The sequence below is a fragment of the Actinokineospora alba genome, from assembly GCF_004362515.1.
GTDB classification, from domain to species: domain Bacteria; phylum Actinomycetota; class Actinomycetes; order Mycobacteriales; family Pseudonocardiaceae; genus Actinokineospora; species Actinokineospora alba.
Genome location: NZ_SNXU01000001.1, coordinates 817,933 through 841,541, shown reverse-complemented (window position 1 = coordinate 841,541; position 23,609 = coordinate 817,933). Strand labels below are relative to the sequence as shown.

Annotated in this window: 23 protein-coding genes; 11 read left to right on the top strand and 12 right to left on the bottom strand. The window is 70.7% G+C overall.

What is annotated here, in order from left to right; all coding sequences use genetic code 11:
* Nucleotides 1-10: 10 nt before the first annotated feature.
* From C8E96_RS03835 to C8E96_RS03815, 5 genes are all read right to left on the bottom strand, one after another.
* Nucleotides 11-361 carry a hypothetical protein gene (locus tag C8E96_RS03835; RefSeq protein WP_091383936.1) on the bottom strand — a complete coding sequence of 117 codons (351 nt, stop codon included), beginning with the start codon at nt 359-361 and terminating at the stop codon, nt 11-13.
* Between the two features lie 136 nt (nt 362-497).
* Complete coding sequence (locus C8E96_RS03830) at nt 498-1,004, bottom strand: GNAT family N-acetyltransferase (protein WP_324187059.1); 507 nt, start codon at nt 1,002-1,004, stop codon at nt 498-500.
* Between the two features lie 24 nt (nt 1,005-1,028).
* Nucleotides 1,029-1,616, bottom strand: a complete 588-nt coding sequence (locus tag C8E96_RS03825) for an HAD-IA family hydrolase (RefSeq protein ID WP_166657865.1) — start codon at nt 1,614-1,616, stop codon at nt 1,029-1,031.
* Between the two features lie 11 nt (nt 1,617-1,627).
* Entirely contained in the window at nt 1,628-2,068 is a 441-nt protein-coding gene (locus tag C8E96_RS03820) for a DUF1707 SHOCT-like domain-containing protein (RefSeq protein ID WP_091383930.1), read from the bottom strand.
* A gap of 668 nt (nt 2,069-2,736) precedes the next feature.
* Nucleotides 2,737-4,521 carry an acetyl/propionyl/methylcrotonyl-CoA carboxylase subunit alpha gene (locus tag C8E96_RS03815; protein ID WP_091383928.1) on the bottom strand — a complete coding sequence of 595 codons (1,785 nt, stop codon included), beginning with the start codon at nt 4,519-4,521 and terminating at the stop codon, nt 2,737-2,739.
* Between the two features lie 129 nt (nt 4,522-4,650).
* Here C8E96_RS03815 and C8E96_RS03810 point away from each other — a divergent pair, with 129 nt between their 5' ends.
* On the top strand, nt 4,651-5,358 hold the full coding sequence (locus C8E96_RS03810; protein ID WP_133794154.1) for a hypothetical protein: 708 nt from the start codon (nt 4,651-4,653) through the stop codon (nt 5,356-5,358).
* Nucleotides 5,359-5,496: 138 nt separating this feature from the next.
* Here C8E96_RS03810 and C8E96_RS03805 read toward each other — a convergent pair whose 3' ends face one another.
* The 6 genes from C8E96_RS03805 to C8E96_RS03780 form a co-directional block, all read right to left on the bottom strand.
* Nucleotides 5,497-6,822, bottom strand: coding sequence for a dicarboxylate/amino acid:cation symporter (locus tag C8E96_RS03805; RefSeq protein ID WP_091383924.1), 1,326 nt, complete (start codon nt 6,820-6,822; stop codon nt 5,497-5,499).
* A gap of 194 nt (nt 6,823-7,016) precedes the next feature.
* Nucleotides 7,017-7,646, bottom strand: coding sequence for a Maf family protein (locus C8E96_RS03800; protein ID WP_091383922.1), 630 nt, complete (start codon nt 7,644-7,646; stop codon nt 7,017-7,019).
* A 10-nt stretch (nt 7,647-7,656) separates the two neighbouring features.
* A complete protein-coding gene (locus C8E96_RS03795) occupies nt 7,657-9,483 on the bottom strand; it encodes a Xaa-Pro dipeptidyl-peptidase (protein WP_091383920.1) in 1,827 nt (608 codons plus the stop codon).
* Nucleotides 9,484-9,492: 9 nt separating this feature from the next.
* Nucleotides 9,493-11,091, bottom strand: a complete 1,599-nt coding sequence (locus C8E96_RS03790; RefSeq protein ID WP_091383918.1) for a DHA2 family efflux MFS transporter permease subunit — start codon at nt 11,089-11,091, stop codon at nt 9,493-9,495.
* 935 nt (nt 11,092-12,026) lie between these two features.
* The gene (locus C8E96_RS03785; RefSeq protein WP_091381987.1) at nt 12,027-12,236 is read right to left on the bottom strand and encodes an acyl-CoA carboxylase epsilon subunit; all 210 of its coding nucleotides are present in this window, start codon (nt 12,234-12,236) and stop codon (nt 12,027-12,029) included.
* 14 nt (nt 12,237-12,250) lie between these two features.
* On the bottom strand, nt 12,251-13,888 hold the full coding sequence (locus tag C8E96_RS03780) for an acyl-CoA carboxylase subunit beta (RefSeq protein ID WP_091381490.1): 1,638 nt from the start codon (nt 13,886-13,888) through the stop codon (nt 12,251-12,253).
* A gap of 171 nt (nt 13,889-14,059) precedes the next feature.
* Here C8E96_RS03780 and C8E96_RS03775 point away from each other — a divergent pair, with 171 nt between their 5' ends.
* The 8 genes from C8E96_RS03775 (at nt 14,060) to C8E96_RS03740 (ending at nt 20,898) form a co-directional block, all read left to right on the top strand.
* Complete coding sequence (locus C8E96_RS03775; RefSeq protein WP_091381492.1) at nt 14,060-14,866, top strand: biotin--[acetyl-CoA-carboxylase] ligase; 807 nt, start codon at nt 14,060-14,062, stop codon at nt 14,864-14,866.
* Between the two features lie 79 nt (nt 14,867-14,945).
* Complete coding sequence (locus C8E96_RS03770) at nt 14,946-15,515, top strand: PH domain-containing protein (RefSeq protein ID WP_091381494.1); 570 nt, start codon at nt 14,946-14,948, stop codon at nt 15,513-15,515.
* Nucleotides 15,515-16,456: a hydroxymethylglutaryl-CoA lyase gene (locus C8E96_RS03765; RefSeq protein WP_091381496.1), complete on the top strand. Its 942-nt coding sequence runs from the start codon at nt 15,515-15,517 to the stop codon at nt 16,454-16,456. Before C8E96_RS03770 ends, C8E96_RS03765 begins: the two co-directional genes overlap by 1 nt.
* A gap of 2 nt (nt 16,457-16,458) precedes the next feature.
* Nucleotides 16,459-17,028: a GNAT family N-acetyltransferase gene (locus C8E96_RS03760; RefSeq protein ID WP_091381497.1), complete on the top strand. Its 570-nt coding sequence runs from the start codon at nt 16,459-16,461 to the stop codon at nt 17,026-17,028.
* A 144-nt stretch (nt 17,029-17,172) separates the two neighbouring features.
* Entirely contained in the window at nt 17,173-17,598 is a 426-nt protein-coding gene (locus C8E96_RS03755; protein WP_091381499.1) for a YbaB/EbfC family nucleoid-associated protein, read from the top strand.
* Complete coding sequence (locus C8E96_RS03750; RefSeq protein ID WP_091381502.1) at nt 17,595-17,903, top strand: WXG100 family type VII secretion target; 309 nt, start codon at nt 17,595-17,597, stop codon at nt 17,901-17,903. The genes C8E96_RS03755 and C8E96_RS03750 overlap by 4 nt, the downstream gene beginning before the upstream one ends.
* Nucleotides 17,904-17,911: 8 nt before the next feature.
* A complete protein-coding gene (locus C8E96_RS33830; RefSeq protein ID WP_228770164.1) occupies nt 17,912-20,599 on the top strand; it encodes a glycohydrolase toxin TNT-related protein in 2,688 nt (895 codons plus the stop codon).
* On the top strand, nt 20,596-20,898 hold the full coding sequence (locus C8E96_RS03740) for a hypothetical protein (protein ID WP_091381504.1): 303 nt from the start codon (nt 20,596-20,598) through the stop codon (nt 20,896-20,898). The genes C8E96_RS33830 and C8E96_RS03740 overlap by 4 nt, the downstream gene beginning before the upstream one ends.
* On the opposite strand, the gene hisN is transcribed toward C8E96_RS03740, so the two are convergent.
* A complete protein-coding gene (gene hisN, locus C8E96_RS03735; protein WP_407642600.1) occupies nt 20,815-21,609 on the bottom strand; it encodes a histidinol-phosphatase in 795 nt (264 codons plus the stop codon). The genes C8E96_RS03740 and hisN overlap by 84 nt on opposite strands.
* 33 nt (nt 21,610-21,642) lie before the next feature.
* Between hisN and C8E96_RS03730 the strand changes: the two genes are divergently transcribed.
* On the top strand, nt 21,643-22,317 hold the full coding sequence (locus C8E96_RS03730) for a response regulator transcription factor (RefSeq protein WP_091381992.1): 675 nt from the start codon (nt 21,643-21,645) through the stop codon (nt 22,315-22,317).
* A 2-nt stretch (nt 22,318-22,319) separates the two neighbouring features.
* Entirely contained in the window at nt 22,320-23,609 is a 1,290-nt protein-coding gene (locus C8E96_RS03725; RefSeq protein ID WP_091381507.1) for a sensor histidine kinase, read from the top strand.

Below are 23,609 nucleotides of genomic sequence, written 5' to 3'. Positions count from 1 at the left end.
GTCGTCCCCCTCAGCCCTGGCCGGTGTGACTGACGTTCGCCTTGTTGTCGTCCTCGAGCAGGCGATAGTGCTCGGCGATCTTGTCGAGCGTGTCGACCGCCGTCCCCAGCTGCCTGCGGAACGACCGCAGCTGTTCCAGCGCGGCCGTGTCGGTGTCGACCGACAGCGCGTTGATCCCCTCGGTGGCTTCCTGGCTCACCGGGTCGTTCGCCCACGCGGCGACCCTGACCTCGGTGGCCGCCAGTTCGAGTTGGCGGTCGACCTGGTCCAACGCCGAGATGAACGCGCCGCGCAAGGCGGGGACGGCGTTCGGTTCGACGTCGAGCAGGTCCTTGTGGTTGTGCCCGTGCTTGTCTGGCACGTCGCGCCTCCCCGTCCCCTACCTGTGCTGCGTCCACCTTATCGAGAGTCGATGCTCGGATTCGACTGTTCGATACCCCTGTTGTGGACGCGCGGGAACCCCGTTGGGTTCCGATCTAGGTACCGCTGGGGGCCGCTCAGGCGTTACGCAGCACCAGGACCGAGCTTTCGGCGTCCTCGGAGAGCACGGTGAAGCCGAGCTTCTCGGCGACCCGCCGCGACGCCAGGTTGTCCGGGTGGTGTTTGTAGAAGACCTCACGCAGTCCCAGCGCCCCGAAGCCGAAGCGCAGGACCGCGCCGAGCGCCTCGGTGGTCATGCCGCGGCCCCGGGCCGACGGGTGCGCCCAGCAGCCCGCTTCGGCGGTGTGGTTGTCGAAGTCGACGTTCTTGAGCAGCACCTCGCCGAGCAGGTCGCCAGTCGTCGGCTCGGCCACGGCCCAGGAGAACCGCGTCTCCTCGGCCCACCCCTGCGCGCGCCGGGTGATGTACGCCGTGGCCCGGTCCAGGTCGGAGATGTCGACGTGCGACATCCAGCGCCTGCTTTCCGGGTCGGTGAAGGCCTCGATGATGGTTTGCCGGTCATCGATCCGGTCGTCCGCGCGCAGGGCCCTCAGGTAGTACTTGCCCGCGTTGATCTCCACCATTTCCACGCGCGCCACGCTAGCTGTTCAGCCGAGCAACCCATGCACGGACAGCGCGGTGCGCAGCGAATCGGTGTCCGGCACGTGGGCCGCGGCGAAGCCGAGCGCCTGTGCCGCCAGCACATTGTCCTCGCTGTCATCGCAGAACAACGTCGCGCTCGCCGTCGCGTCGAGCAGGGCCAGGGCGGCCAGGTAGGCCTCGGGTTCGGGTTTGCGCGCCCCGGTCTCGGCCGACGAGATCACCCCGTCCACCTCGCTGTCGAGCCCGAGGAGGGCCATATCGTGCGGGAGCCGGGTGGTGGCGTTCGTCAGCAACGCGACCCGGCATCGCACGCGCGCGGCCCGGACCAGCGCCAACGCGGCCGTGATCACGTACCCCGGCCGCGACCAGGCCGCCACCGCCGCCGCGGCCGTCGACATGGACACCGCACCGCCGGAGAGTTCACGCGCGACCGTGGCCAGCCAGCGGTCGTGGCTGACCAGGCCGGTGATGGCTGGGGTCAACAGCTCCGGGGAGAACGCGGCGTCGGCGACGGACCCGGCGGCGAGCCCGAACTCGGCGTCGTCGAAGGAGTGGAACCCGCGCAGGACCCCGTCGAGGTCGAGCAGCAGCAACTCCGGGCCGCTCAGCGCCTGCCCCGACCGAGATGCCTGCGCCGCCAGTCGTTGTTGGACCGGTTGACGAGGACGGCGACGATGATGGGCAACACGATGAAGGGGAAGAACCCGAACCGGAACGCCATGAACACGCCCGCGACGATCGCGATGGGGACCAGGGCGGAGGAGAGGCGGAGACCAAGGGGGCGCGAGGGGAGGTAGGGCATCGGCATCGGTGGTGGGGCGGCGAAAGCCGGTGGGGGAGCGTGGAACCTTGGGCGCGGGTCGGGGAGGTCGGTGAAGAGCGATAACAGCTCGCCGCGAGTGCGGGCTGTGGCGACCTTGGCGCTTCGGTCGCCGTATTCGTCGACGGTCAGTCTTCCGGCGGCCATGTGCTCGCCCAGTGCGCGCAGACCGTCCTCACGCTCGGCGTCGCCGATGCGCATCTCGGGCTGCGGTTCGTGGGCCATGTGTCGATCCTACGGAAACGTTTGGGGGGTGAGCTGAGGTCGTTCTCAGGGGGCTTCCTCGGCGCTGCTGGCTCCGTCGGCTCCGTCGGCTCCGTCGGCCCGGCAGGGGATCTCCCTCTGGCTTGATTGTTTAACTCTCGATCGGCGGTATCAAGGGCGGCCGTGAACGGCCGTCGCTGCGCGATGGCTGCGCCACCCTTGACACCGCCGATCGAGAGTTAAAGGCGGCCAGGACGAGGGAGCAGGGGGAACTGCAGGGATTAAGAGCATCGGTTGGGTGCTCTTGTCCGGGGTTGGTGCGCGGGACGGGTGGGTGGTGGGGTGTGGGGTGTGCGGGACGGGTGGCGGTGGGGTGGGCCTTGCTCCCCTCACATCGCACCTGATTCCTAACACCCGTCCATTCCGCATTGCTGACATTCGTCCCATTCCACACTGCTGATCTCCGTTCCATTCCGCATTCCCAGCACCCGTTCATTCCGCGCCCAACACCGCCTTGCTGATGGCGCGGCTGTGTTGGCTGGCTGGCTGGTCTGACCGGGCCCGCTGCCACGCCCTCCCACGGCTCTTGCCCTGGCGAGTTCACTCCTCGGTGCGGGCGGTATCAAACGAAAGTGGGGACCTGCCGTGTGGCAGGTCCCCAACTTCCTAGCGGTTGTGCGAACTGGGTGTCAGTCCTTGATCTCGCAGATGACCGTGCCGGTGGTGACGGTCTCGCCGACCGCGATGCCCAGGCCGGTGATGGTGCCCGACTTGTGCGCGGTGACCGGGTTCTCCATCTTCATCGCCTCAAGCACCAACACCAGCTCGCCCGCTTCGACGGTCTGGCCGTCCTCCACGGCGATCTTCACGATGGTGCCCTGCATCGGCGCGGTGACCGAGTCGCCCGAGGCCGCTGCTCCGGCCTTGCCGCCGGAACGCTTGCGGGGCTTGGCTTTCGCCGCCGCGCCGGCGCCGCCGCCGGTGTTGAGGGAGAAGGTGCCGGGCAGGGAGACCTCAAGCCGCCTGCCGCCGACCTCGACGACGACGTTCTGCCGGGGCTGCTCCTCCTCGGCCGCTTCCGCACCGCCGGTGAAGGGTTCGATGGTGTTGTCGAACTCGGTTTCGATCCAGCGGGTGTGCACGAAGAACGTCTCGCCGTCGCCGATGAACGCCGGGTCGCGCACGATCGCGCGGTGGAACGGGGTCACGGTGGCCATGCCCTCGACCACCAGCTCGTCCAGGGCGCGGCGGGAGCGGGCGATGGCCTCGTCTCGGTTCTCGCCGGTGACGATGATCTTCGCCAGCAGCGAGTCGAACTGGCCGCCGATGACGGTGCCGGACTCCACGCCCGCGTCGACGCGGACGCCGGGGCCGTCGGGGGCGATGAACTTGGTGACGGTTCCCGGGGCGGGCAGGAAGCCGCGGCCCGCGTCCTCGCCGTTGATGCGGAACTCGATCGAGTGGCCGCGGGGTTCCGGGTCCTCGGTGAAGCGGAGCTTCTCACCGGCGGCGATGCGGAACTGCTCGCGGACCAGGTCGACGCCCGCGGTCTCCTCCGAGACCGGGTGCTCGACCTGCAGTCGGGTGTTGACCTCGAGGAACGAGATGGTGCCGTCCATGCCGACCAGGTACTCGACCGTGCCCGCGCCGGAGTAGCCCGCTTCCTTGCAGATGGCCTTCGCCGACGAGTGGATCTCGGCGCGCTGGCTGTCGGTCAGGAAGGGGGCCGGGGCCTCCTCGACGAGCTTCTGGTGGCGGCGCTGCAGCGAGCAGTCGCGGGTGCCGACGACGACCACGTTGCCGTGCTGGTCGGCGAGCACCTGCGCCTCGACGTGCCGGGGCCGGTCCAGGTAGCGCTCGACGAAGCACTCGCCGCGGCCGAACGCGGTGACGGCCTCGCGGACCGCCGAGTCGAACAGCTCGGGGATCTCCTCGATCGTGCGGGCCACCTTCAGGCCACGCCCGCCGCCGCCGAACGCGGCCTTGATCGCGACCGGGAGACCGTGCTCCTCGGCGAACGCGACGATCTCCTCGGCGCCGCCGACCGGCTCCTTGGTGCCGGGAACCAGCGGCGCGCCGGCGCGCATCGCGATGTGCCGCGCGGTCACCTTGTCGCCGAGGTCGCGGATAGCCTGTGGGGTGGGTCCGATCCAGATCAGACCCGCGTCGAGCACCGCCTGGGCGAACTCGGCGTTCTCTGAGAGGAAGCCGTAGCCGGGGTGCACGGAGTCGGCGCCGGAGCGCTTCGCCACGTCGAGCAGCTTGTCGAAGGACAGGTAGCTCTCACCGGGAGTGTTGCCGCCCAGCGCGAATGCCTCGTCGGCCAGCCGCACGAACGGGGCGTCCCGGTCGGGCTCGGCGTAGACGGCCACACTGCCCAGACCGGCGTCCTGGCAGGCACGAATCACGCGGACAGCGATCTCGCCGCGATTGGCGATGAGAACCTTGCTCAGCGTCTTTGCCGACTCGGGCACGCCGTTCCTCCTAGTTCGCGGGCTTGGGGGGAGTTTACGGACCCAAAGCCATTAGTGAACCGAGAGCAACCCCACATGTGTGGGGATACTGTGCCGTGTTCCCAGCGCACCGCAGGAGGTGACAGCGCCATGGCCCGACGGATGCCCCGCTCGGTGGTGGTGACGGCGCTGCTCTGCGGTGTGGTGACCGCCGCGTCGCTGGCCGGTGCCGCGGTGCTCAAGGCCAGGTCACAGCGGGTGGCGACACCCCCGTCGACCAGTGTTTCCGTCCCTCCGACGACCCCCAGCGTGGGCCTTTCCGGGTGCCTGCGGGAGCCCTGCCAGGTGCTCGCTTCGACCACCGTGGCGGGCACTTTCGTCGAGCTGATCGCCGACGCCGGGGCCACTTCGGGGCGGTTGCGCATCGGCGGACCGTCAGCCAGTCAGGTGATCGAGACGACAGTCACCGACCTGGGTGTGACGCTCACCGCGACCTCGCTGCAGTGCGTGCCCGGTTCCGCGTCCGCCTGCCTGATCCGCGGCGAGGGCCCGGACGGCATGACGGGGCAGGTCGTGGTCGGGCGCTCGGACAAGTGGAACGCCCAGGAGCGCGCCTACCTGTCGTCGGCGGGTCTGCTGGTCCTCAACAACGTGGTCAGCGACTCCTCGCCGGAGGTCATCGCCGCCCAGTACGACTGCAAGGGCAACCAGGTCTGCGACAAGCGCCCGGTCTACGCCCAGGTCTTCGGCCTCAGCGGCCAGGAGATCGGCTGCACCCGCACCTACACCCGCCTGGAGCAACTCCCCGGCTACCCCCAGGTCACCGTGCCGTCCGCCCAACTCCGCGACTGCCCCTGAACGTCCAACTCACTTGCCTGAACGTCGAACTCACTTGCCTGAGCGGGCGACTCGTTCGCCGGAAGGGGCGACTCGCGATGCGCGCGAGTCGCCCCTTCCGGCAAGTGAGTTCGACACTCGGGCAAGTGAGTTCGACGGTCAGACGAGGGCGGGCTCCTTTACCGGGGTCGGCTCGGGGGTGTCGAGGAGGGGTGGGGCGGCCAGGACCTCGTCGTCCAGCAGGCCTTCGCCGCGGGCGACCAAGACTGGGACGGTGATTTGGCCGGCTACGTTGGTCGCGGTGCGGATCATGTCGAGGATCGGGTCGATGCCGTAGACGATGGCCACACCGGTCGCGATGACCTCCGGTGGCAGGCCGATCGTGCCCAGGGTCAGCGTCAGCATGGTGAACCAGCCGGTCGTGCCCGCCGTGGCGAACGCGCCGAACACGGCGACCGCGACGATGCCGACGTACTGCCAGCCGCTGAGCGAGATCCCGAACAGGTTCGCGATGAAGATCGTCGCGATCGCCGGGTACAGCGCGGCGCAGCCGTCCATCTTCGTCGTCGTGCCCAGCGGCACCGCGAATCCCGCGTAGCCGGGGTCGACGCCGAGGTTCACCGCGCTCTGCCTGCTCAGCGGCAGTGTCGCGCCGGAGGAGCGGGACACGAACGCGAACTGCAGTGCCGTCCATGACTTGGCGTAGAACGTCTTCGGGCTCACCTTGCCGTAGAACCGAAGCAGCACCGGGTAGACCACGAACAGCACCAGCGCGGCGGCGACGTACACCGAGGCGATCAGCGACAGCAGCGGCTTGACGAACCCGTTGCCGTACGTGGCGAACGCCGTGCCGATCAGGCCCAGCACGCCCAGCGGCGCGAGCCGGATGATCCAGCCGAGCACCTTCTGGATGATGTCGAAGATCGCCTTGTTGAACGCCACGAACGGCGCCGCGCGCTCGCCCAGGCTGTAGGCGGCGATGCCGACCAGGACCGCGACGAACACGACCTGCAGCACCTCGCCCTCGGTGAAGGCGGAGAACAGGTTGCTCGGCACCAGTCCATTGAGGACGGTCAGCCAGTCGCCGTGGTCGCGGGTGGCCAGCTTGTCCACGGCGGTGGCGCTCGGCTCGACGTCGACGCCCTTGCCCGCGCCGCCGATCAGGCCGACCGCGATGCCGATGAGCACGGCGATCAGCGAGGTCACGCCGAACCAGAGGAGCGTCTTGCCGCCGAGGCGGGCGGCGGTGCGCGCGCCACCGAGGCCGCGAAGGCTGGTGACGCCCACGACGATCGCGGTGAACACCAACGGGATCACGGTGAACTGAAGCAGGCTGGTGAAGACGTCGCCGATGGTCTTGAGCGTGGTGGTCAGCCAGGCCGTGTCGGTCTGCTTGGCGACGAACCCGAGTAACGCGCCGAGGACGAGCCCGGCGAGGACGGCGATGCCGAAGTTGCGGGAACTCCGGGACTTGGGCGTGGACATGCGGAAACTCCAGGGAAGAACAGGGAAGTGTGGGCGCGGTCAGATCAGCGCGTACACAGCGATCCGGCCAGCAGGCACAGATCGATGTGCAGGCGCACGGTCAGCGCGACTCCACGGTTCGTCCCCATCACAGTTGATTCAACCGCGGTGCCCCGTGGGCTTCTTCCCGATCCGGAGTGTGATCCGGCGGACTCTCACTCGGTGGGAGCACTCCAGAAATCGACGACACTGAGGCCCACCTCGTTGAGCAGCCGGCGCATCAGCGGCAGGCTGATCCCGATGACCCCGGACGAGTCGCCGTCGATGCCGTCGACGAACCAGCCGCCGCGCCCGTCGAGGGTGAACGCCCCCGCGACCCGCAGCGGCTCACCGGAGGCGAGGTAGGCCTCCAGTTCGCGCTCGGTCGGCTTGCCGAAGCGCACCACGGTGCTCTCGGTGCCGGTCGCGGTCGCGGTGACCTCGCCGCCATCGACCCGCAGGACGGCGTGCCCGGTCATCAGGTCGCCGGTGTTGCCCGCCATCCGGCCCCACCGCTCGCGCGCGATGTCGACGGTCGCGGGCTTGCCCATCAGCTGCCCGTCGAAGTGCAGCATCGAGTCGCAGCCCACGATCAGCGCGTCCGGGTGCTCGGCCACGACGTCGGCCAGCACCGCCCGCGCCTTGGCCTCGGCGAGCGCGACGACCACCGTGTCGGGCTTCGCGTCCGGCAGCGACGCCTCGATCGCCTCCTCGTCCACACCCGACACCCGGACCACCGGCTCGATCCCGGCGTCGCGGAGCATGCCGAGGCGGGCGGGGGACTGGGAGGCGAGGACGAAGCGCATGCCGGTAAGCCTAGAAGGACCCTGTCATCGGGATCTGCAGGACCGTCTTGGTCAGGTCGACGGCGATCTTCGGATAGCTGCCCGCGGAGCCGATGTACGAGCTGTCCGTGCTGCCGATCACCAGCGCGAGCTTGTGGCCCGCGGGGATGACCTGGTCGGTGCTCGCCAGGTTGAAGGTGATCTTGTAGGGCGTGTTGGGGGACAGCGTCTTGCGTGAGTCGAGCGACGCGTAGTGGCCGAGGTCGGCCCACCCGCGGCTGATGATGTTGGCGCTGGTGCTGGTCTTGTTGGTGGCCGTGTCGAGGAAACAGGCGCTGTCACCGGTCCCGCTCTCGCCCCAGCAGGACCGGGTGGACAGCGTGGTGATGCCCTCGCCGGAGGCCCGGTAGTTGCGGATCGTCGACGGGCCAAGGTCGACCAGGACGGCGGTCAGCCGGGCGGCGCCGGCCGACGACGTCGCGGTGACCGTGATGCGCGGTGTGCCCGAGATGCGGTTGTCGGCGGTGAGCGCGGGCGAGCTGTAGATCAGCCGGGCCGAGGACGTCGACGTCGGGTTGGTGATCCAGGTGTACTCGCTGCTGCGGTTGTCGGTGAACCGCGCCCACACGGGGATCTCGGTGGGCGGCGGTGGGGCGGAGTTGAGCGTGCCGACGCCTGCGGTGCTTGAGGCGTGCGCGTAGAGGTGCTTCGGGGTGGTGACGACCGGCCAGCTCACGTCGTCCTTCCACACGTCCGGCTGGTGCTCGACGGTGGATCGAGGGTCGTTCTGGATGCCGTTGTCGATGCCCATCAGGTAGTGGTCGAACCAGCGGTGCAGGGTGTCGACCCACACCGAGCGGCGGAAGTCGAACGGGTCGACGTGGCCCGCCTGGGTCAGCCAGAGCTTGCGCTCGACGGTCGCGGGCAGCGCGTTCCACCACTGGCCGAAGTTGATCGACTTCACGTTCAGGTCGTTGACGCCGTGCACGACGAACACGCTCGCCTTGACGTTGGCGGCATTGGGCACGTAGTCGCGCTCGCGCCACATTGTCGTCATGTCACCGCTCGACGGTGAACCGCTGTCCAAAGTGGACTTGACGGTGGCACAGTTGTTCGCCGCGGCCGAGTTCTCCACGCGCGAGACGAGCGCGGACGGGGTGCCCATGGTCAGAGTCGCGCCGTGCGCCCGGTAGTAGTCGTACCAGGAGCTGATGGCGCCGATCGGCACGACGGTCTTGAGCCCGTCGACACCGGTGGCCGCGACCCCGTTGGCGATCGTGCCGTCCCACGACTTGCCGATCATGCCGACCGCGCCGCTCGACCAGGTCGCGCTCGCCTGCGTCGAGCCGGTGGCGGAGGTGTAGCCGGTGGCGCGGCCGTTGAGCCAGTCGACGACGGCCTTGCCGGAAGCGACCTCGGAGCGGCCGCCGACGTCGACGCAGCCGTTGGACCGGGCGGTGCCGGACAGGTCGACGAGCACGACCGCGTAGCCGCGTGGGACGAAGTAGTTGTCGTAGAAGAGGGGGAACTGGATCGGGCGACCCGCTGAGTCGTAGGTCTTGCGCTGGCCCTCGTTACCCCGGCCGAGCGAGGTGTAATACGGGCTGGCGTCCATGATCACCGGGACTTTGACGCCCGCGGTCTGCGCCTCGCGCGGCCGGATGATGTCGGCGGCGACCCGCACCCGCGCGCCCTGCGGCGAGGTCAGACCGGTGTCGACCCAGACCGTCTCGCGCACGGCGTCGGCGTAGGAGTAGATCGGCGTGCTCTCCAGCGGCTCGGCCGCGGCGGGGCTGAGCGGGACGAGAACGGCGCCGACCGCGGCCACGACAGTGAGCAGGGATCGCCTGATCGTCATGGGGCGACGCTACGGAGTCGCGCCTTCCGGGCGATAGTCCAGATTCTTCGCGTTCCCACTTGGGGGTTGGATGCCGGCGGCGCAGAGGATGCCGAGGACCAGCACGACGACGGGCAGCACGAGGGTCGCCTTCGCGGCGTTGGTGAACCCGAGGGCGTAGGCGTCCGTCGCGAGGTCACGCACGCGCGCGGCGATTGACGGCGACCAGTCGGCGGGCACCTCCGGGCCGTTCTGGCGGAACTGGCTGGCCGTGTTGGCCGCGTCACTGACCCGCCGGACGAACTCCTCGACGTAGCGCGGCGGCAGTGACCTGGCGGTCTGCCGGGCCGCCTCCGGCACGGACACACTGAGCCCGACCTGCAGCAACAGCCCGGTCGTCGCGCTGCCCAGGACGCCGCCGACCTGCCGCGACGTGTTGAACACCCCGGAGGCCGCGCCGACGAGGTGACCCGGCAGCCCGAACGTGGCCGCGGCGGTCAGCGGCGAGTACACCAGCCCGATCCCGACGCCGGCGATGACCAGTCCCGGCACCAGCACCATCGGGACGGTGTCCGGCTCGGCCAGCGCCGCGATCAGCACTGTTCCGCCTGCGAGCGCACCCAACCCGCTCATGATCAGGTGCTTCCCGCCGACCCGCCCCGCCACGATCGCCGCCGCACCCGCCGCCACGGCCATCGGCGCGCACAGCAGGCTCGACTCGACCGGCCCGAGGCCGAGGACGGACTGCACGTAGATCACCAGCGGCAGGAACATCCCGGTGACGGCGAACCCGAGCGCGCCGTGGGTGAGGTTGGCGAAGGCGAAGGTGGGGTTGGCGAACAGCCCGAGCGGCACCAGCGGCTCGTCGGTCATCCGCCGCTGCCAGATGATGAAGCCGCCGAGCAGGAGCAGACCGATCCCGATGATGTGCAGCACGCCGAGCGGCCCGATGACCGTGCCCCAGTGGTAGTGCTGGCCGTTCTGCAGGCCGAAGACGAGCGCCCCAAGCCCGACGGAGGCCAGCACCGCGCCCAGGGTGTCGAACCGGATCCGCCCGTTCGGCAGCCAGTCGGGAAGCACCACCAGCCCGACGACGAGCCCCACGGCACCGATCGGCAGGTTCAGCAGGAAAATCCACTGCCACCCGAACTGCTCGACAAGCAGTCCCCCGACCACCGGCCCGGTGATCGTCGCGACCCCGGCGACAGCACCCCACACCGCGATCGGCGTCCCCCGCTTCTCCGGCGGAAAGAGGCGGGTGATGAACGTCAACGTCTGCGGCGTCATCGCCGCCGCCCCAAGCCCCTGGACGGCCCGGGCCGCGATCAGCGACCCGGCGGAGGTGGCGAGCCCACACCACAGGGACGCGGCCAGGAAGATGACCAGCCCTACGATGAGAACCCGCTTGGGCCCATACCGGTCGCCGAGGCGGCCGGTGAGGAGCAGGGGGACGGTGTTGGCCAGCAGGTAGACGCTGTTGACCCAGATGACCTCGTTGAGGTTGGCGTCGAGGCCGGTCAGGATGGCCGGGATGGCCACGGTGACGATCGTGGAATCCAGCATCACCATGAAGAAGCAGGCACACAGCGCCATGAGGGCGGCCCACGACCGCCGCTCAGTGCTCACCATGGTCGCTCCCGCAGGTACCGCCGCCCGATTTCACTCGGAAGTGAAGCATCCGACCCGAACCGCCTGCCCACGGGGACGCTTGGCCCAGTTCGACGAGCCGTCAATCCCGAGGCTGACCCCGGATCGCTTCCCGCCGGTGCCTTGCCAGGCATCCTTTGAGCCCGCACCTCACACGGCTAAGCCTCGAACCAGTCCGAAAGCGCCACACGCGCTCCCACCCCGGACCTCCGGACGCGGGTCACCTTTAGCGATCGCTCTTGGTCCTTGACCTCCGGACGTGGTCGCCTTCGGGGACGGCTCTTCGCCCCTGCATTTCCCCCTTGCCCCTCGTCCTGGCCGCTTTTAATTCTCGATCATCGGTGTCAAGGGTCGCGCAGCGATCGCGCAGCGACGGCCGTTTACGGCCGCCCTTGACAGCGATGATCGAGAATTAAACAATCGAGCCAGAGGGGCCCACCGCATTGATCCCCGAGTTCTTGTTGGCTCCCAAGGGAAATCAGTCTCCCTCGGCCACAATTGTTTAACTCTCGATCATCGGCGTCAAGGGCGGCCGTAAACGGCCGTCGCTGCGCGATCGCTGCGCGACCCTTGACACCGATGATCGAGAGTTAAAGATGGCCAGGACGAGGGGGCAGGGGGTAGAGCAGGGATTAAAAGCCAAAGACCGTTAAGGCAACCCACTTGGAGTGGGGCTGTCCGGGGTGAGGCTGTGGGGGCTGTCGCCAGTCGATTCGCTTGGGATAGCGCCGAACGGGCGTGCCAGCTTGGGTTTGGTGCCGAATTGGGCGGGCTCGCTTGGGTTTGGTGCCGAAATTGGGCCGGCTCGCTTGGGTTAAGCGCCGAACAGGGGCGGGCCCGCTTGGGTTAGCGCCGAACAGGGCTGGCCAGTTCGGGTTTAGCGCCGAACAGGCCAGCCCCCTTGGATTAGCGCCAGATCAGCGGGGCAAACCCGAAGCCCGCCAAGCACCAGGGCCATGGTCCAACTGCCTGCGGACCAACGTCGTCCTGGCCGACCACGCCGACGACGCCGGTGTCTCTTCCTCCCCCGAAGCGGTGGCCGCGACCGCGACCACCGCCGTCAGGGCGGCCAGTTCGACGTCATCCGGGGTGCCACGCACGACGCGCAGCAGGGGTTGGTCGCTCATGGGCTGCTCCTGATTCACAGCGGGATGTTGCCGTGCTTCTTGGGAGGCAAAGTCTCCCGCTTGTCACGCAGCATGCGCAATGATCGGGCGACGTAGCCGCGGGTGTAGGACGGCGGGATGACCGAGTCCACATAGCCGCGTTCGGCCGCCACATACGGGTTGAGCAGGGTGTCCTCGTACTCGCGGTCCAGTTTTGCCCGCAGGGCGTCGACGTCCTCGCCCGCGTCCATAGCAGTTTTGAGGGTCTTGCGGTGCAGGATGTTGGACGCGCCGGAGGCGCCCATGACGGCGATCTGGGCGGTGGGCCAGGCCAGGTTCATGTCCGCGCCGAGGTGCTTCGACCCCATCACGTCGTACGCGCCGCCGTAAGCCTTGCGGGTGATGACCGTGATCAGCGGGACCGTCGCCTCGGCGTAGGCGTAGATGAGCTTCGCGCCGCGGCGGATGATGCCGGTCCACTCCTGGTCGGTGCCGGGGAGGAAGCCGGGCACGTCGACGAAGGTCAACACCGGGATGTTGAAAGCGTCGCAGGTGCGGACGAACCGGGCGGCCTTCTCCGAGGCGTCGATGTCCAGGCAGCCCGCGAACTGGGTGGGCTGGTTGGCCACGATGCCGACGCTCTGCCCCTCGACCCGGCCGAAGCCGACCAGGATGTTCGGCGCGAACAGCGGGTGGACCTCCAGGAACTCGCCGTCGTCGACGACCCGGGTGATCACCTCGTGCATGTCGTACGGCTGGTTCGCGGAGTCCGGGATCAGCGTCTCGAGTTCGCGGTCGGTGTCGGTCAGGTTGTCGTTGACCGAGCCCTCCTCGGCGAACCCGCTGAACAGCGGCGCCTCGGACAGGTTGTTCGACGGCAGGAAGGACAGCAGCTCCTTGACGTAGGAGATCGCGTCCTCCTCGTCGGCGCCCATGTAGTGCGCGACACCGGACTTGGTGTTGTGCGTGCGCGCGCCGCCGAGTTCCTCGAGGGTGACTTCCTCACCGGTGACGGTCTTGACCACGTCCGGGCCGGTGATGAACATCTGCGAGGTCTGGTCGACCATCACGATGAAGTCGGTCAGCGCCGGGGAGTACACGTGCCCGCCCGCGTTCGCGCCCATGATCAGCGAGATCTGCGGGACCACACCGGACGCGCGGACGTTGCGGGTGAAGATCTCGCCGTAGAGGCCCAGCGACACCACACCCTCCTGGATGCGCGCGCCACCGCCCTCGTTGATGCCGATGATCGGGCGGCCGGTCTTGATCGCCAGGTCCATGACCTTGACGATCTTCTCGCCGTACACCTGGCCGAGCGAGCCGCCGAAGACGGTCACGTCCTGGGAGAACACGCACACCGGGCGGCCGTCGACGGTGCCGTAGCCGGTCACCACGCCGTCCCCGTAGGGGCGGTTCTTCTCCAGGCCGAAGTTCGTCGACCGGTGCCGCGCCAGCTCGTCGAGCTCGATGAACGAACCCGCGTCGAGCAGCATGTCGATGCGCTCGCGGGCGGTCATCTTGCCCTTGGCGTGCTGCTTCTCCACCGCCCGCGCCGACCCCGCGTGCACCGCTTCGTCGTTGCGGCGATAGAGGTCCGCGAGCTTGCCCGCCGTGGTGTGGATATCGGGCTCGTCCACCGGGGCTTTTCCGATCGGCTCGGTCGCGCTGCTCATGAGGCGGCAGCCTAGCGATCCGGAGCAGGTCGGAGGGGCTTGGCGTATTCGACATCACGCCGTTCGCGTCGGCTGGACGACATCACCGGGTAACGGCGCAGACACAGAACGACCCTCTATGACCGCGCGTCCCGGAGGCCGGACCTGGGGAACGGATCTACGCTGATCGGCATGGCAGCTCTCGATGCGGAGGCTCTGCGCGCGGCTCTTGTCGCGCCCGCGGGCGCGTACGCGGCACTCGATGTGGTGGACACGACCGGGTCGACCAACGCCGACCTGCTGGCCACCGCCGACGCGGCCGACCGGACGGTCCTGATCGCCGAGTCGCAGACCGCCGGGCGCGGTCGGCGCAGCCGTGAGTGGGTGTCGCCGCCGGACTCCGGGCTCTACCTGAGCGTGCTCCTGCGCCCCGACGGCGTGCCCCCGGCCCGCTTCGGCTCGCTCGCACTCGTGGCAGGCATCGCCCTGGTGCGCGCCGCCCGCCACGCGGGGGTGACGGCGTCGCTGAAATGGCCGAACGACCTGCTCGCGGGCATGTCCATGCGCAAGTGCGCGGGCGTGTTGGCCGAGGTCGACGGCGGGCAGCACACTGCCGTGGTCCTCGGCATCGGACTCAACGTCGGCCCGCTGGGCGCCGACGTGCCGCCCGGCCCGGGCGGGCTGCCCGCGACGTCCCTCGCCGAGGAGGGCGGGTCGGCCGACCGCGCCGAGGTCGCCATCGCCCTGCTGCGCGCCTTCGACGAGGCCGAACGCTCCTGGCGGGGCGCCCAGGGCGACCTGGCCGCCTCCGGGCTGCTCGCCGAGTACCGCAGCCACTGCTCGACGCTCGGGCAGCGGGTTCGCGTGGAGATGCCCGAGGGCCACGACCTGCAGGGCACCGCCATCGATATCGACTCCGACGGCAGGCTCGTGGTCGACGCGGCGGGCACGGCGAAGACGGTCTCGGCGGGCGACGTGGTGCACCTGCGCGGCGCATGATGACAGTTTGGTGCGTTCCGCGCGCGTGAGAGCCGCGCGCCGGTACGGTAGCCGCGTCATCAGTGATCGGGAGGAAACCGTGGCATATCCGGACGACCTGCTCAGCGACGGCGAGCGCGTCGTGCTGCACAAGCACCCGCACTGGAAGATGCTGCTGCTTCCCTACCTGGTCCTGGCGGTCGTGATCGGCCTCGCCATCTGGGGCGCCATCCTGGTCCAGGACCTGTCGTGGGCGATGATCGCGCAGATCATCATCGCCGCGGTGGCGGTCCTGCTGATCGCGTGGCTGTTCATCGCGCCCTTCATCCGCTGGCGCACCACCCACTTCGTGGTCACCACCGACCGCGTGATGTACCGCGTCGGCGTGGTCAACCGCACCGGCATCGACATCCCGCTCTCGCGGATCAGCAGCGTGCGCTTCGAGCACGGCCTGATCGACCGGATCGTCGGCTGCGGCACGCTGATCATGGAGTCCTCCGCGCAGGACCCGCTGACCTTCGACGACATCCCGAACGTCGAGAAGGTGCAGACCCTGCTCTACCGCGAGGTCAACGACAACCCGAACGACGACTTCCACCGCCCCGGGGCACCTGGCTTCCCGGCCACCCAGCAGTTCCCCGACGCGGGGGACGCCCGCGGACGCCGGTAATGGGCGCGTGCGAGGTCGGTCTGCCGACGGTCGTTCCCGCTGACGGTCTCCCGGCCAGGGTGACCATCTGGGAGGTCGGCGCGCGCGACGGGCTGCAGAACGAGCAGTCGGTCGTCCCGGTCGACGTCAAGATCGAGTTCCTCGACCGGCTCGCCGCCGCAGGGCTGTCGATCCTGGAGGCGACCAGCTTCGTGCACCCCAAGTGGGTGCCGCAGCTGGCCGACGCCGAGGACCTGCTGGCCGCGCTGTCGCGGGTCGACGGTGTCCGCTACCCGGTGCTCGTGCCCAACGACCGCGGCCTCGACCGTGCCCTCGCGGCGGGCGTACGCGACATCGCGATCTTCGGCAGCGCCACGGAGACCTTCGCCAACAAGAACCTCAACCGCTCGCTCGACGAGCAGTTCTCGATGTTCGAGCCGGTCGTCACCCGCGCCCGCGCCGAGGGCCTGGACGTGCGCGCCTACGTCTCGATGTGCTTCGGCGACCCCTGGGAGGGCTCGGTCGAGCCCAAGCAGGTCGCCGCGGTCGGCAAGCGGCTGATGGACATGGGCTGCTCGCAGCTCTCCCTCGGCGACACGATCGGCGTCGCCACGCCCGGCCAGGTCGAGGCCGTGATCGCGGCCGTCGCGCTCGACGGCGTCCCGGTCGACGCGGTCGCCGTGCACTTCCACGACACCTACGGCCAGGCGCTGTCCAACACCCTGGCCGCGCTGCGCCTCGGGGTCACGACCGTCGACTCGTCCGCGGGCGGCCTTGGCGGTTGCCCATACGCCGAGTCCGCGACCGGCAACCTCGCCACCGAGGACCTGGTGTGGATGCTCGACGGCCTCGGCGTCGAGACCGGGGTGGACCTGGACAAGCTCGCCGACACCAGCGCGTGGATGGCCGAGCGGCTGGGCAGGCCGAGCCCGTCGCGGGTCGTGCGAGCACTGCGCGGGTAGCCATGCGGATCGCCGAGCTGACCCAGGACAGCTGGCCCGCGCTGGAGCGGCTGTTCGGGCCCAACGGCGCGCAGAGCGGCTGCTGGTGCACTTGGTTCCTGATGACCGCCGCGGACCTGCGCGGCCGGAGTTCGGCGCAGAACCGCGAGTTCCTGCACTCCCGGGTGTGCTCGGGCAAGCCGGTCGGCCTGCTGGCGTTCGACGGTGACGATCCGGTGGGCTGGGTCGCCGTCGCGCCCCGGCTCGACTACGTCCGGCTGGCCATGAGCAAGGTGGCAGAACCCGTCACCCCGGATGAGGACCTGGCCGGGACCTGGGCGGTGACCTGCTTCTTCATCCACCGCACCGCGCGCAGGCGCGGACTCGGCGCGATGCTGCTGGAGGCGGCGGTCGAGCACGCCCGCGACCAGGGCGCGTGGATCATCGAGGGCTACCCCGTGGACACGGCCGGGGAGAAGAAGGGGTCGGGCGATCTCTACCACGGCACCCTGAGCCTGTTCCTCGGCGCGGGTTTCGAGCTGGTCGAGCGTCGCGGGCCCCGGCGCGCGTTGGTGCGCAAAGTGTTCCACTGACGGGGATGCGCGTCCTCCGGGCGCGCCGCTCGTTAGGCGGTGGCGGAACCGGTGATCCTGGTTTCACCCGAACGGATGGGAACCGGGCTCGCCGCCCGACCGTCCAACGCGCGAATGTGACGACTACACGCGGAGGTGGCTTAGGTGGCCGACCACCGAGCCCAGGTCGAAGACCTGCTAGCGGACTACCGCCGCAGTCGTGATCAACTGGCTGGCGTGCACCGCGCGCTCGCCGGCATCAGCGAGTCGGCGACCAGCCCGTGTGGGCTGGTCACGGTGACCGTGTCGGCGCAGGGCGCGCTGACCGGCCTGGAGATCGCCGACACCGCGTACCGCACCTACCGGCCGCACGAGTTGTCCACCGTGATCGTCCGCGCCGCGGCCGACGCCGCCCTCAAGGCGAGTCGCGCGATGAGCGACGTCGTGGCCCCGGTCCTGCCCGCGGGCACCGACCCGGAGGCGCTGATCAAGGGCACCGCCGACCTCACCCCGGCCGAGACCACACCGGATCCCGTCATCGACGACGAGAGCTTCGAGGACGTCCACTGGCTCGAATCGGGGCGCTCATGACCGAGGGTTTCCGCGTCTCCGCCGACGAACTCGCCACCAACGCCGGCCAGTTCGCCGGTCTCGCCGAACGGGTCGACGGCATCCACCGCGACCTCGCCGACCGGCTCAGCGCCCTCGGCGAGTGCTGGGGCGCCGACGCGATCGGCCAGAGCTTCGGCGCCGTCCACGCCGCCCCCGCCGACGCGACGCTCACCGCATTGGGTGGTCTCGCCGGGAAACTGGGTGATGTCGGCGAGCGCTTCACCGGCAACGCGGCCGCCTACGCCGAGGGCGAGCAGGACAACGTCGGCAGACTCGGCTTGTAGGGGGACGCGTGGGAATCGAACTGCCCCCCGAACTCGCCGCCGTCGCCACGGCCGCGGGCGTCACCTGGCCGCAGGCCGACGAGGACGCCATGCGCGAGGCCGCCCAGGCCTGGCGCGACGCGGGCACCCAGATGTCCACCCTCACCGGCGACGCCGACACGGTGGCCCGAACGACGCTGTCGGCGGTCGAAGGCGAGACCGGAACGGCCGCGGCGAACCACTGGACCCGGTTCGTGGCACCCGACACCGGCTACCTGACCGCCACCGCCCGCGACTGCCTGGGCGCGGCCGACCGGCTCGACCACGCCGCCGAACAGGTGGGCGCGGCGAAGGTCGAGATCGTCCGCGACCTGGTGGCCCTGGCCAAGAACAGCGACGCCGCGAACCAGGCCGCCGCGGCCGGGAACCCGACCGCGCTGCTCGGCTTGGACACGGCGATCCGGGGGACGGCGGTCAACGTCGCCGCCATCACGGACACCCTGATCAGCGCGGTGCAGCCGGCCTCTGGGCAGGACGTGTCGGCCGTGCGGGACGTGGTGAACGCGAACCCGGGCGCACAGGGCGGGTCGCTGCTCGGCGGGGTCGTGGACGGCCTCGGGCAGACGGTCCTCGGCACCACCGGCGCTTTGGTCGACACGGCCACGAACGCGACGGCGGGTCTCACGGAGACGGTGGGCGGTGTCGCCCAGAGCGCCACGGGTCTGACGGCGGGTGTCGTCGGGACCGCTGGTGGCGCGGTGGACGGGCTGGCGCAGACGGCGGTCGGGGTGACAAGCGGGGTGACTGGGACGGTCGCCGGCGTGGCGGACACGGCGGTCGGTGGTGTGAGCCAGACCGTTGGCGGGGTGACTGAGGCGGTCGCCGGTGTGGCGAACACTGCCGTCGGTGGCGTGAGCCAGACCGTGGGCAGCGTGACCGACACCGTCGCGGACGCGACCCATGGAGTCGCGGAGACAGCCAAGGGGGTGGCCCCCGGCCTCATGCAGGCGGCGGACGGCGCGACCAACGCCGTTGCCGAGACCGCGGACCCGGCGAACGTGGTCGACTTCTACGGCGGCGACGCCAACGCGGGCACCGGCCCGATCCGTCTCCCGATGGACGCACTCGCCGACGCCCCTACCCCGGCGACAGGTTTCCCCGCGGTCGCCAACGATTCGGTGCAAGCCGCCTCCGCCGCCGTCCTCGACGCCCCGGCCCAGTCACCCGCCGCGCAGCCACTGCCCGGTCAACCGGCGGCCCCGAACGCGCCCGGAGTGGGGCTTCCGGGCGCCGCGCCCGCGGGCCCCGGCGCGCCCGCGGGTGGACTTGGCGGTGGGCCGGTAGGCGGCGGTGTGCTCGGTGGTGGTGCGGTCGGTGGTGTCGGTTCAGCGGCGGGTGGCGGTCGTCAGCCGCAGTCCGGACCGGGCCGGGAGAGCGCCGCGGTGCCCGTTCCCGACCAGCGTGGCAGGCCGGGTGCGGGCCCGGGAATGCCTGTCCGGCAGGAGGGATCGGGCAGGCAGGCGGAGGAAGCGGCAGGCTTCGGCGGAATGCTCGGCCTAGGCCAGTACGGCGCGGGCCAGCCCGCGGGCAGCCCGCCCATGGGCGGAGCGCCGGGAGCCCAGCAGGCGAACCGGCAGCCGCCCGGCGGTCAGGCCGCCGCGCAGCAACCCGGCAACCACCAGGATGCCCAGTCGCGGAACCTGGCCCAGCAGCTACAGACCGGCGCACCCGGCGGGCACGACGCCCAGTCGCGGCTGGGGTCGGGCCAGCCCGGTCAGCCGGGTGGCGCTCAGGACATCCAGTCTCGGCTCGGCGCCGGTCACCCGGCCCAGCAGCCGCCTGCGGGCGCTCCCGGTACGGGTGCCGGATACCCGAACCAGCCGCCGTCGGCGGGCGCTCCCGGGACCAGCACCGGTCACCCGCCCCCGCATGCGGGATCGCAGGACGCCCAGGCACGGCAGGGGGCGAGCCCCTCGACCCAGCAGCCCGGTGGATCGCGGCCCGCCGGGTTCGTCGCCGCCGTCGAGCTGCCCGCGCCCGACCAGCATGATCACGAGCCGCCGGTCTCGACCGGCTCGCTTGCCCTGTTCCTGGTCCACATGTTCCCCATCGGCCACCTCCCCAAGGCCACGAGCCACCCCGTACGCCAGCTCCCGGCGCCTGACGCCGAACTGGACTACGCGGCGGGTCTGCGGTTCGAGGCCGACGACCACCCCGAGTCCGCCCTGATCGACATCACCACCCGCGCACCGGTGACGCCATCCGACGGCACGCCCGCCCCCGCCGCGCTGACCGAGGGGTACGACCCGCTCGGCGGCGAGCACGAGCGGGACTGGGACCGGCGCTTCCTCGTCCGCGACACCCACCCCGTCGAGTACGCGTGGCCGCCCGGTGAGCTCTACCCCGAAGGCGGCAGCGCCGAGGGCGAACCCGAAGTCCTCGCCGAGGGCACCGAGCTCGACCGCTTCGGCACCCCCGAAGGCCGGGTCTTCTCCGCCGCCGCCACCAGGTTCGGCGCCCGGTCGCTCCCGCCCGCGCACCTCGAAGCCGGCTACCGCCGCTACCGCGTCCTGCGCCCGATCCCGGTCTGGCGCTCGGTCTCGGCGCCCTGGTTCGGGCAGTTGGGCGGCGGGGAGCGGTATCGCGCGACCCAGTCGGCCGCGGACCTGCTCGCCCTCGGCTACCTGGCCGACACGACCCACGGAGACAAACAGTGAACGCCGAGTCGATCACCGAACTGCTGCGCGCTGTCGGCATCCCGAACGGGATCGTCTCGATCGGCGTCGAAGCCGACAACACCTGGTGCCTGCTGCGCGACAGCGACGGCGACGGGTGGGAGGTGTTCTGGCGCGAGCAGGGCAACCGCTACGACTGGGCCCGCTTCACCAGCGAGACCGTCGCCTGCCACTACCTGTTCGGCAGGCTCACCTGGTCACAGGTCGTGCGCGGGGTGGTCGGCGTGCTTGAGCAGGGCGAGCGCGGCGTCGTGGACGAAGCCGTTCGTCGACAGGGCTGACCCGCCGTCGAACGTCGGGACGCCGTCCAGGTCGGTGAACCGGCCGCCCGCCTCCTCGACCAGCACCTGCAGCGGCGCGACGTCCCACGGGTTGACGATGGCCTCGGCGGCGACGTCGAGCGCGCCCTCCGCGACCAGGCAGTGCTGGTAGAAGTCGCCGAACGCGCGGCTCTCCCAGCAGGCGTCGACGAGCGCGAGGTAGCGCTCCCGCGAGTGGTAGCGCACCCAGGAACCCAGGTCCGTGGTCGACAGGTAGGCGTCCTCCAGGTCGCGCACACCGGACACACCGATCCGCCGCTGGACCCCGTCGGTCGACATCCAGGCGCCCTCGCCGCGCGCCGCCCACCAGCGCCTGCCCAGCGCGGGCGCGCTGACCACACCGACGGTCGGTGAACCGTCCTCCACCAGCGCGATCAGGGTCGCCCACACGGGCACGCCGCGAAGGAAGTTCTTGGTGCCGTCGATCGGGTCGAGCACCCACGCCCGGCCCGCGCCGACAGTGCCGCCGCGTTCCTCGCCCGCGACGGTGTCGGTCGGGAACTCCTCCGCGAGCAACCCGCGCACCGCGTCCTCGACGGCGGTGTCGGCGTCGGTGACGGGCGTCCGGTCGGGCTTGCGCTCGACCACCAGATCGGTGGCCCGGAAGCGCGAACGGGTGATCGCGTCGGCCGCGTCGGCCAGCCGCAGGGCGAAGGTGAGGTCGCTTGACACAGGCGCGATCGTGTCACGCCTACGCTGAGCCCCGTGAGCGTGGTGCTGCTGGCCGAGGACGATGCCTCCATCGCCGACCCGCTTTCCCGGGCACTGCACCGGGAGGGCTACGAGGTCGAGGTGGTGGGCGACGGACACCGAGCGCTCGAGGTGGCCTCCACCAGGCACCCCGACCTGCTCGTTCTCGACTTGGGGCTGCCCGGAATCGACGGCCTGGAGGTGTGCCGCAGGCTGCGCGCCGCAGGCCGGAGCATCCCCGTGCTGATGCTGACGGCCCGCGCCGACGAGGTCGACTTCGTCGTCGGGCTCGACGCGGGCGCCGACGACTACGTCGCCAAGCCGTTCCGGCTGGCCGAGCTGCTCGCCCGGATCCGCGCGCTGCTGCGCCGCCAGGCGCCGGGCGCGATCGACGTCAACGGGGTGCGGATGGACCTCGCCGCCCGCGTGGTCACCGTGGACGGGGTGGAGATCACGCTGGCCAACAAGGAGTTCGAGCTGCTGCGGGTGCTGATCCAGCGCGCGGGCAAGGTCGTCACCCGCGACGAGATCCTCACCGAGGTGTGGAGCGACCCCGAGCTCAAGAGCAGCAAGACGCTCGACATGCACATGTCCTGGCTGCGCCGAAAGCTCGGCGAGGGCGGCCCCGGCCCGACGGAGCGGCGGATCGCGACCGTGCGCGGCGTCGGCTTCCGGTTCAACGCCGAATAGCCATGCGCCGCCGGATCCTTCGCGCCATCCTCATCGCCGTCCTGGTCACCGCGTTCGTCCTCGGCATCCCGCTCGGCTACACGGCACTGCAGATCGTCGAGTCGCTGACCAGGGAGGACCTCGCCGGTCGCGCCCAGCAGATCGCGGCCACCCTGGACGACGAGATCGCCCACGGCCGCGGGATCGACCTGACCGCGGTCCAGCTCGCCGTGCCCGCCAACGGCAGGCTGACGGTGGTGCTGCCCGGTGAGGGGGAGTGGACGCTGGGGCCGACGCTGCCCGCGGACATCGTCTCCGAGGTCGTCCCGATCGTCGGGCAGGGCCAGGTCCGGCTCTCGGTCGACGCCGGGCCGATGCGGACCAGGCAGACCCAGGTGGCCGTCCTCGTGGCGTTGGTCGTGGCGCTCACCGTGGCCATCGGCACGGTGGTCGCGACCGCGACGGCCCGCAGGCTGGCCCGGCCGCTGCGGCACGTCGCGCAGCGCGCCACCCGGCTCGGCGCGGGCGACTTCCGGCTCGACCCGACCCGCTACGACCTGCAGGAACTCGACCTGGTCGCGGAGGCCCTCGACGCCTCGGCCACCGCGCTCGCCCTGCTCGTGCAGCGGGAACGCGACCTGGTCAGCGACGTTTCCCACCAGCTCCGCAGCAGGCTCACCGCGCTGCAGCTGCGGCTCGAGGCCCTGGCCGCGGCCCCGGACGCGGAGACCTCCGCCGAGGCCGGGGCGGCCCTGGAGCAGGCCGAACGCCTCGCCGACGTCCTCGACGAACTGCTCGCCGCCGCCCGTGAGGCCCGCGCGGTCGACGCCGAGCCGATCGACCTGTCCACCGAGCTCGCCGCCATCGCCGACGAGTGGCGCGGCCCGCTGCGCTCCGAGGGTCGGTCGCTGCGGCTGCGGCTGCCCGCGGGCCTGCTCGCCAAGGCCACCCCCGCCCGGCTGCGCGAGGCGATCGGCGTGCTGCTCGACAACGCGCTGCGCCACGGCGGCGGCACGGTGACCCTGTCGGCCCGCAACGGCGACCACACCCGCGCGGACACGGTCGTGGTGGAGGTGACGGACGCGGGCGCGGGGGTGCCGCAGGAACTGGCACCGCACATCTTCGACCGCGGCGTGTCCGGGGCGGGCTCCACCGGGTTGGGGCTGGCGCTCGCCCGGGCGCTGGTCGACTCCGACGGCGGCAGGCTGGAGCTGTCCACCGCGCGCCCGGCGACGTTCACGGTGTTCCTGCCCGTCCCGAAGGCGGGCGACGTGCGGGGTGTCCGCTGGTCGACGGACGGGGCCCCGCGCTAA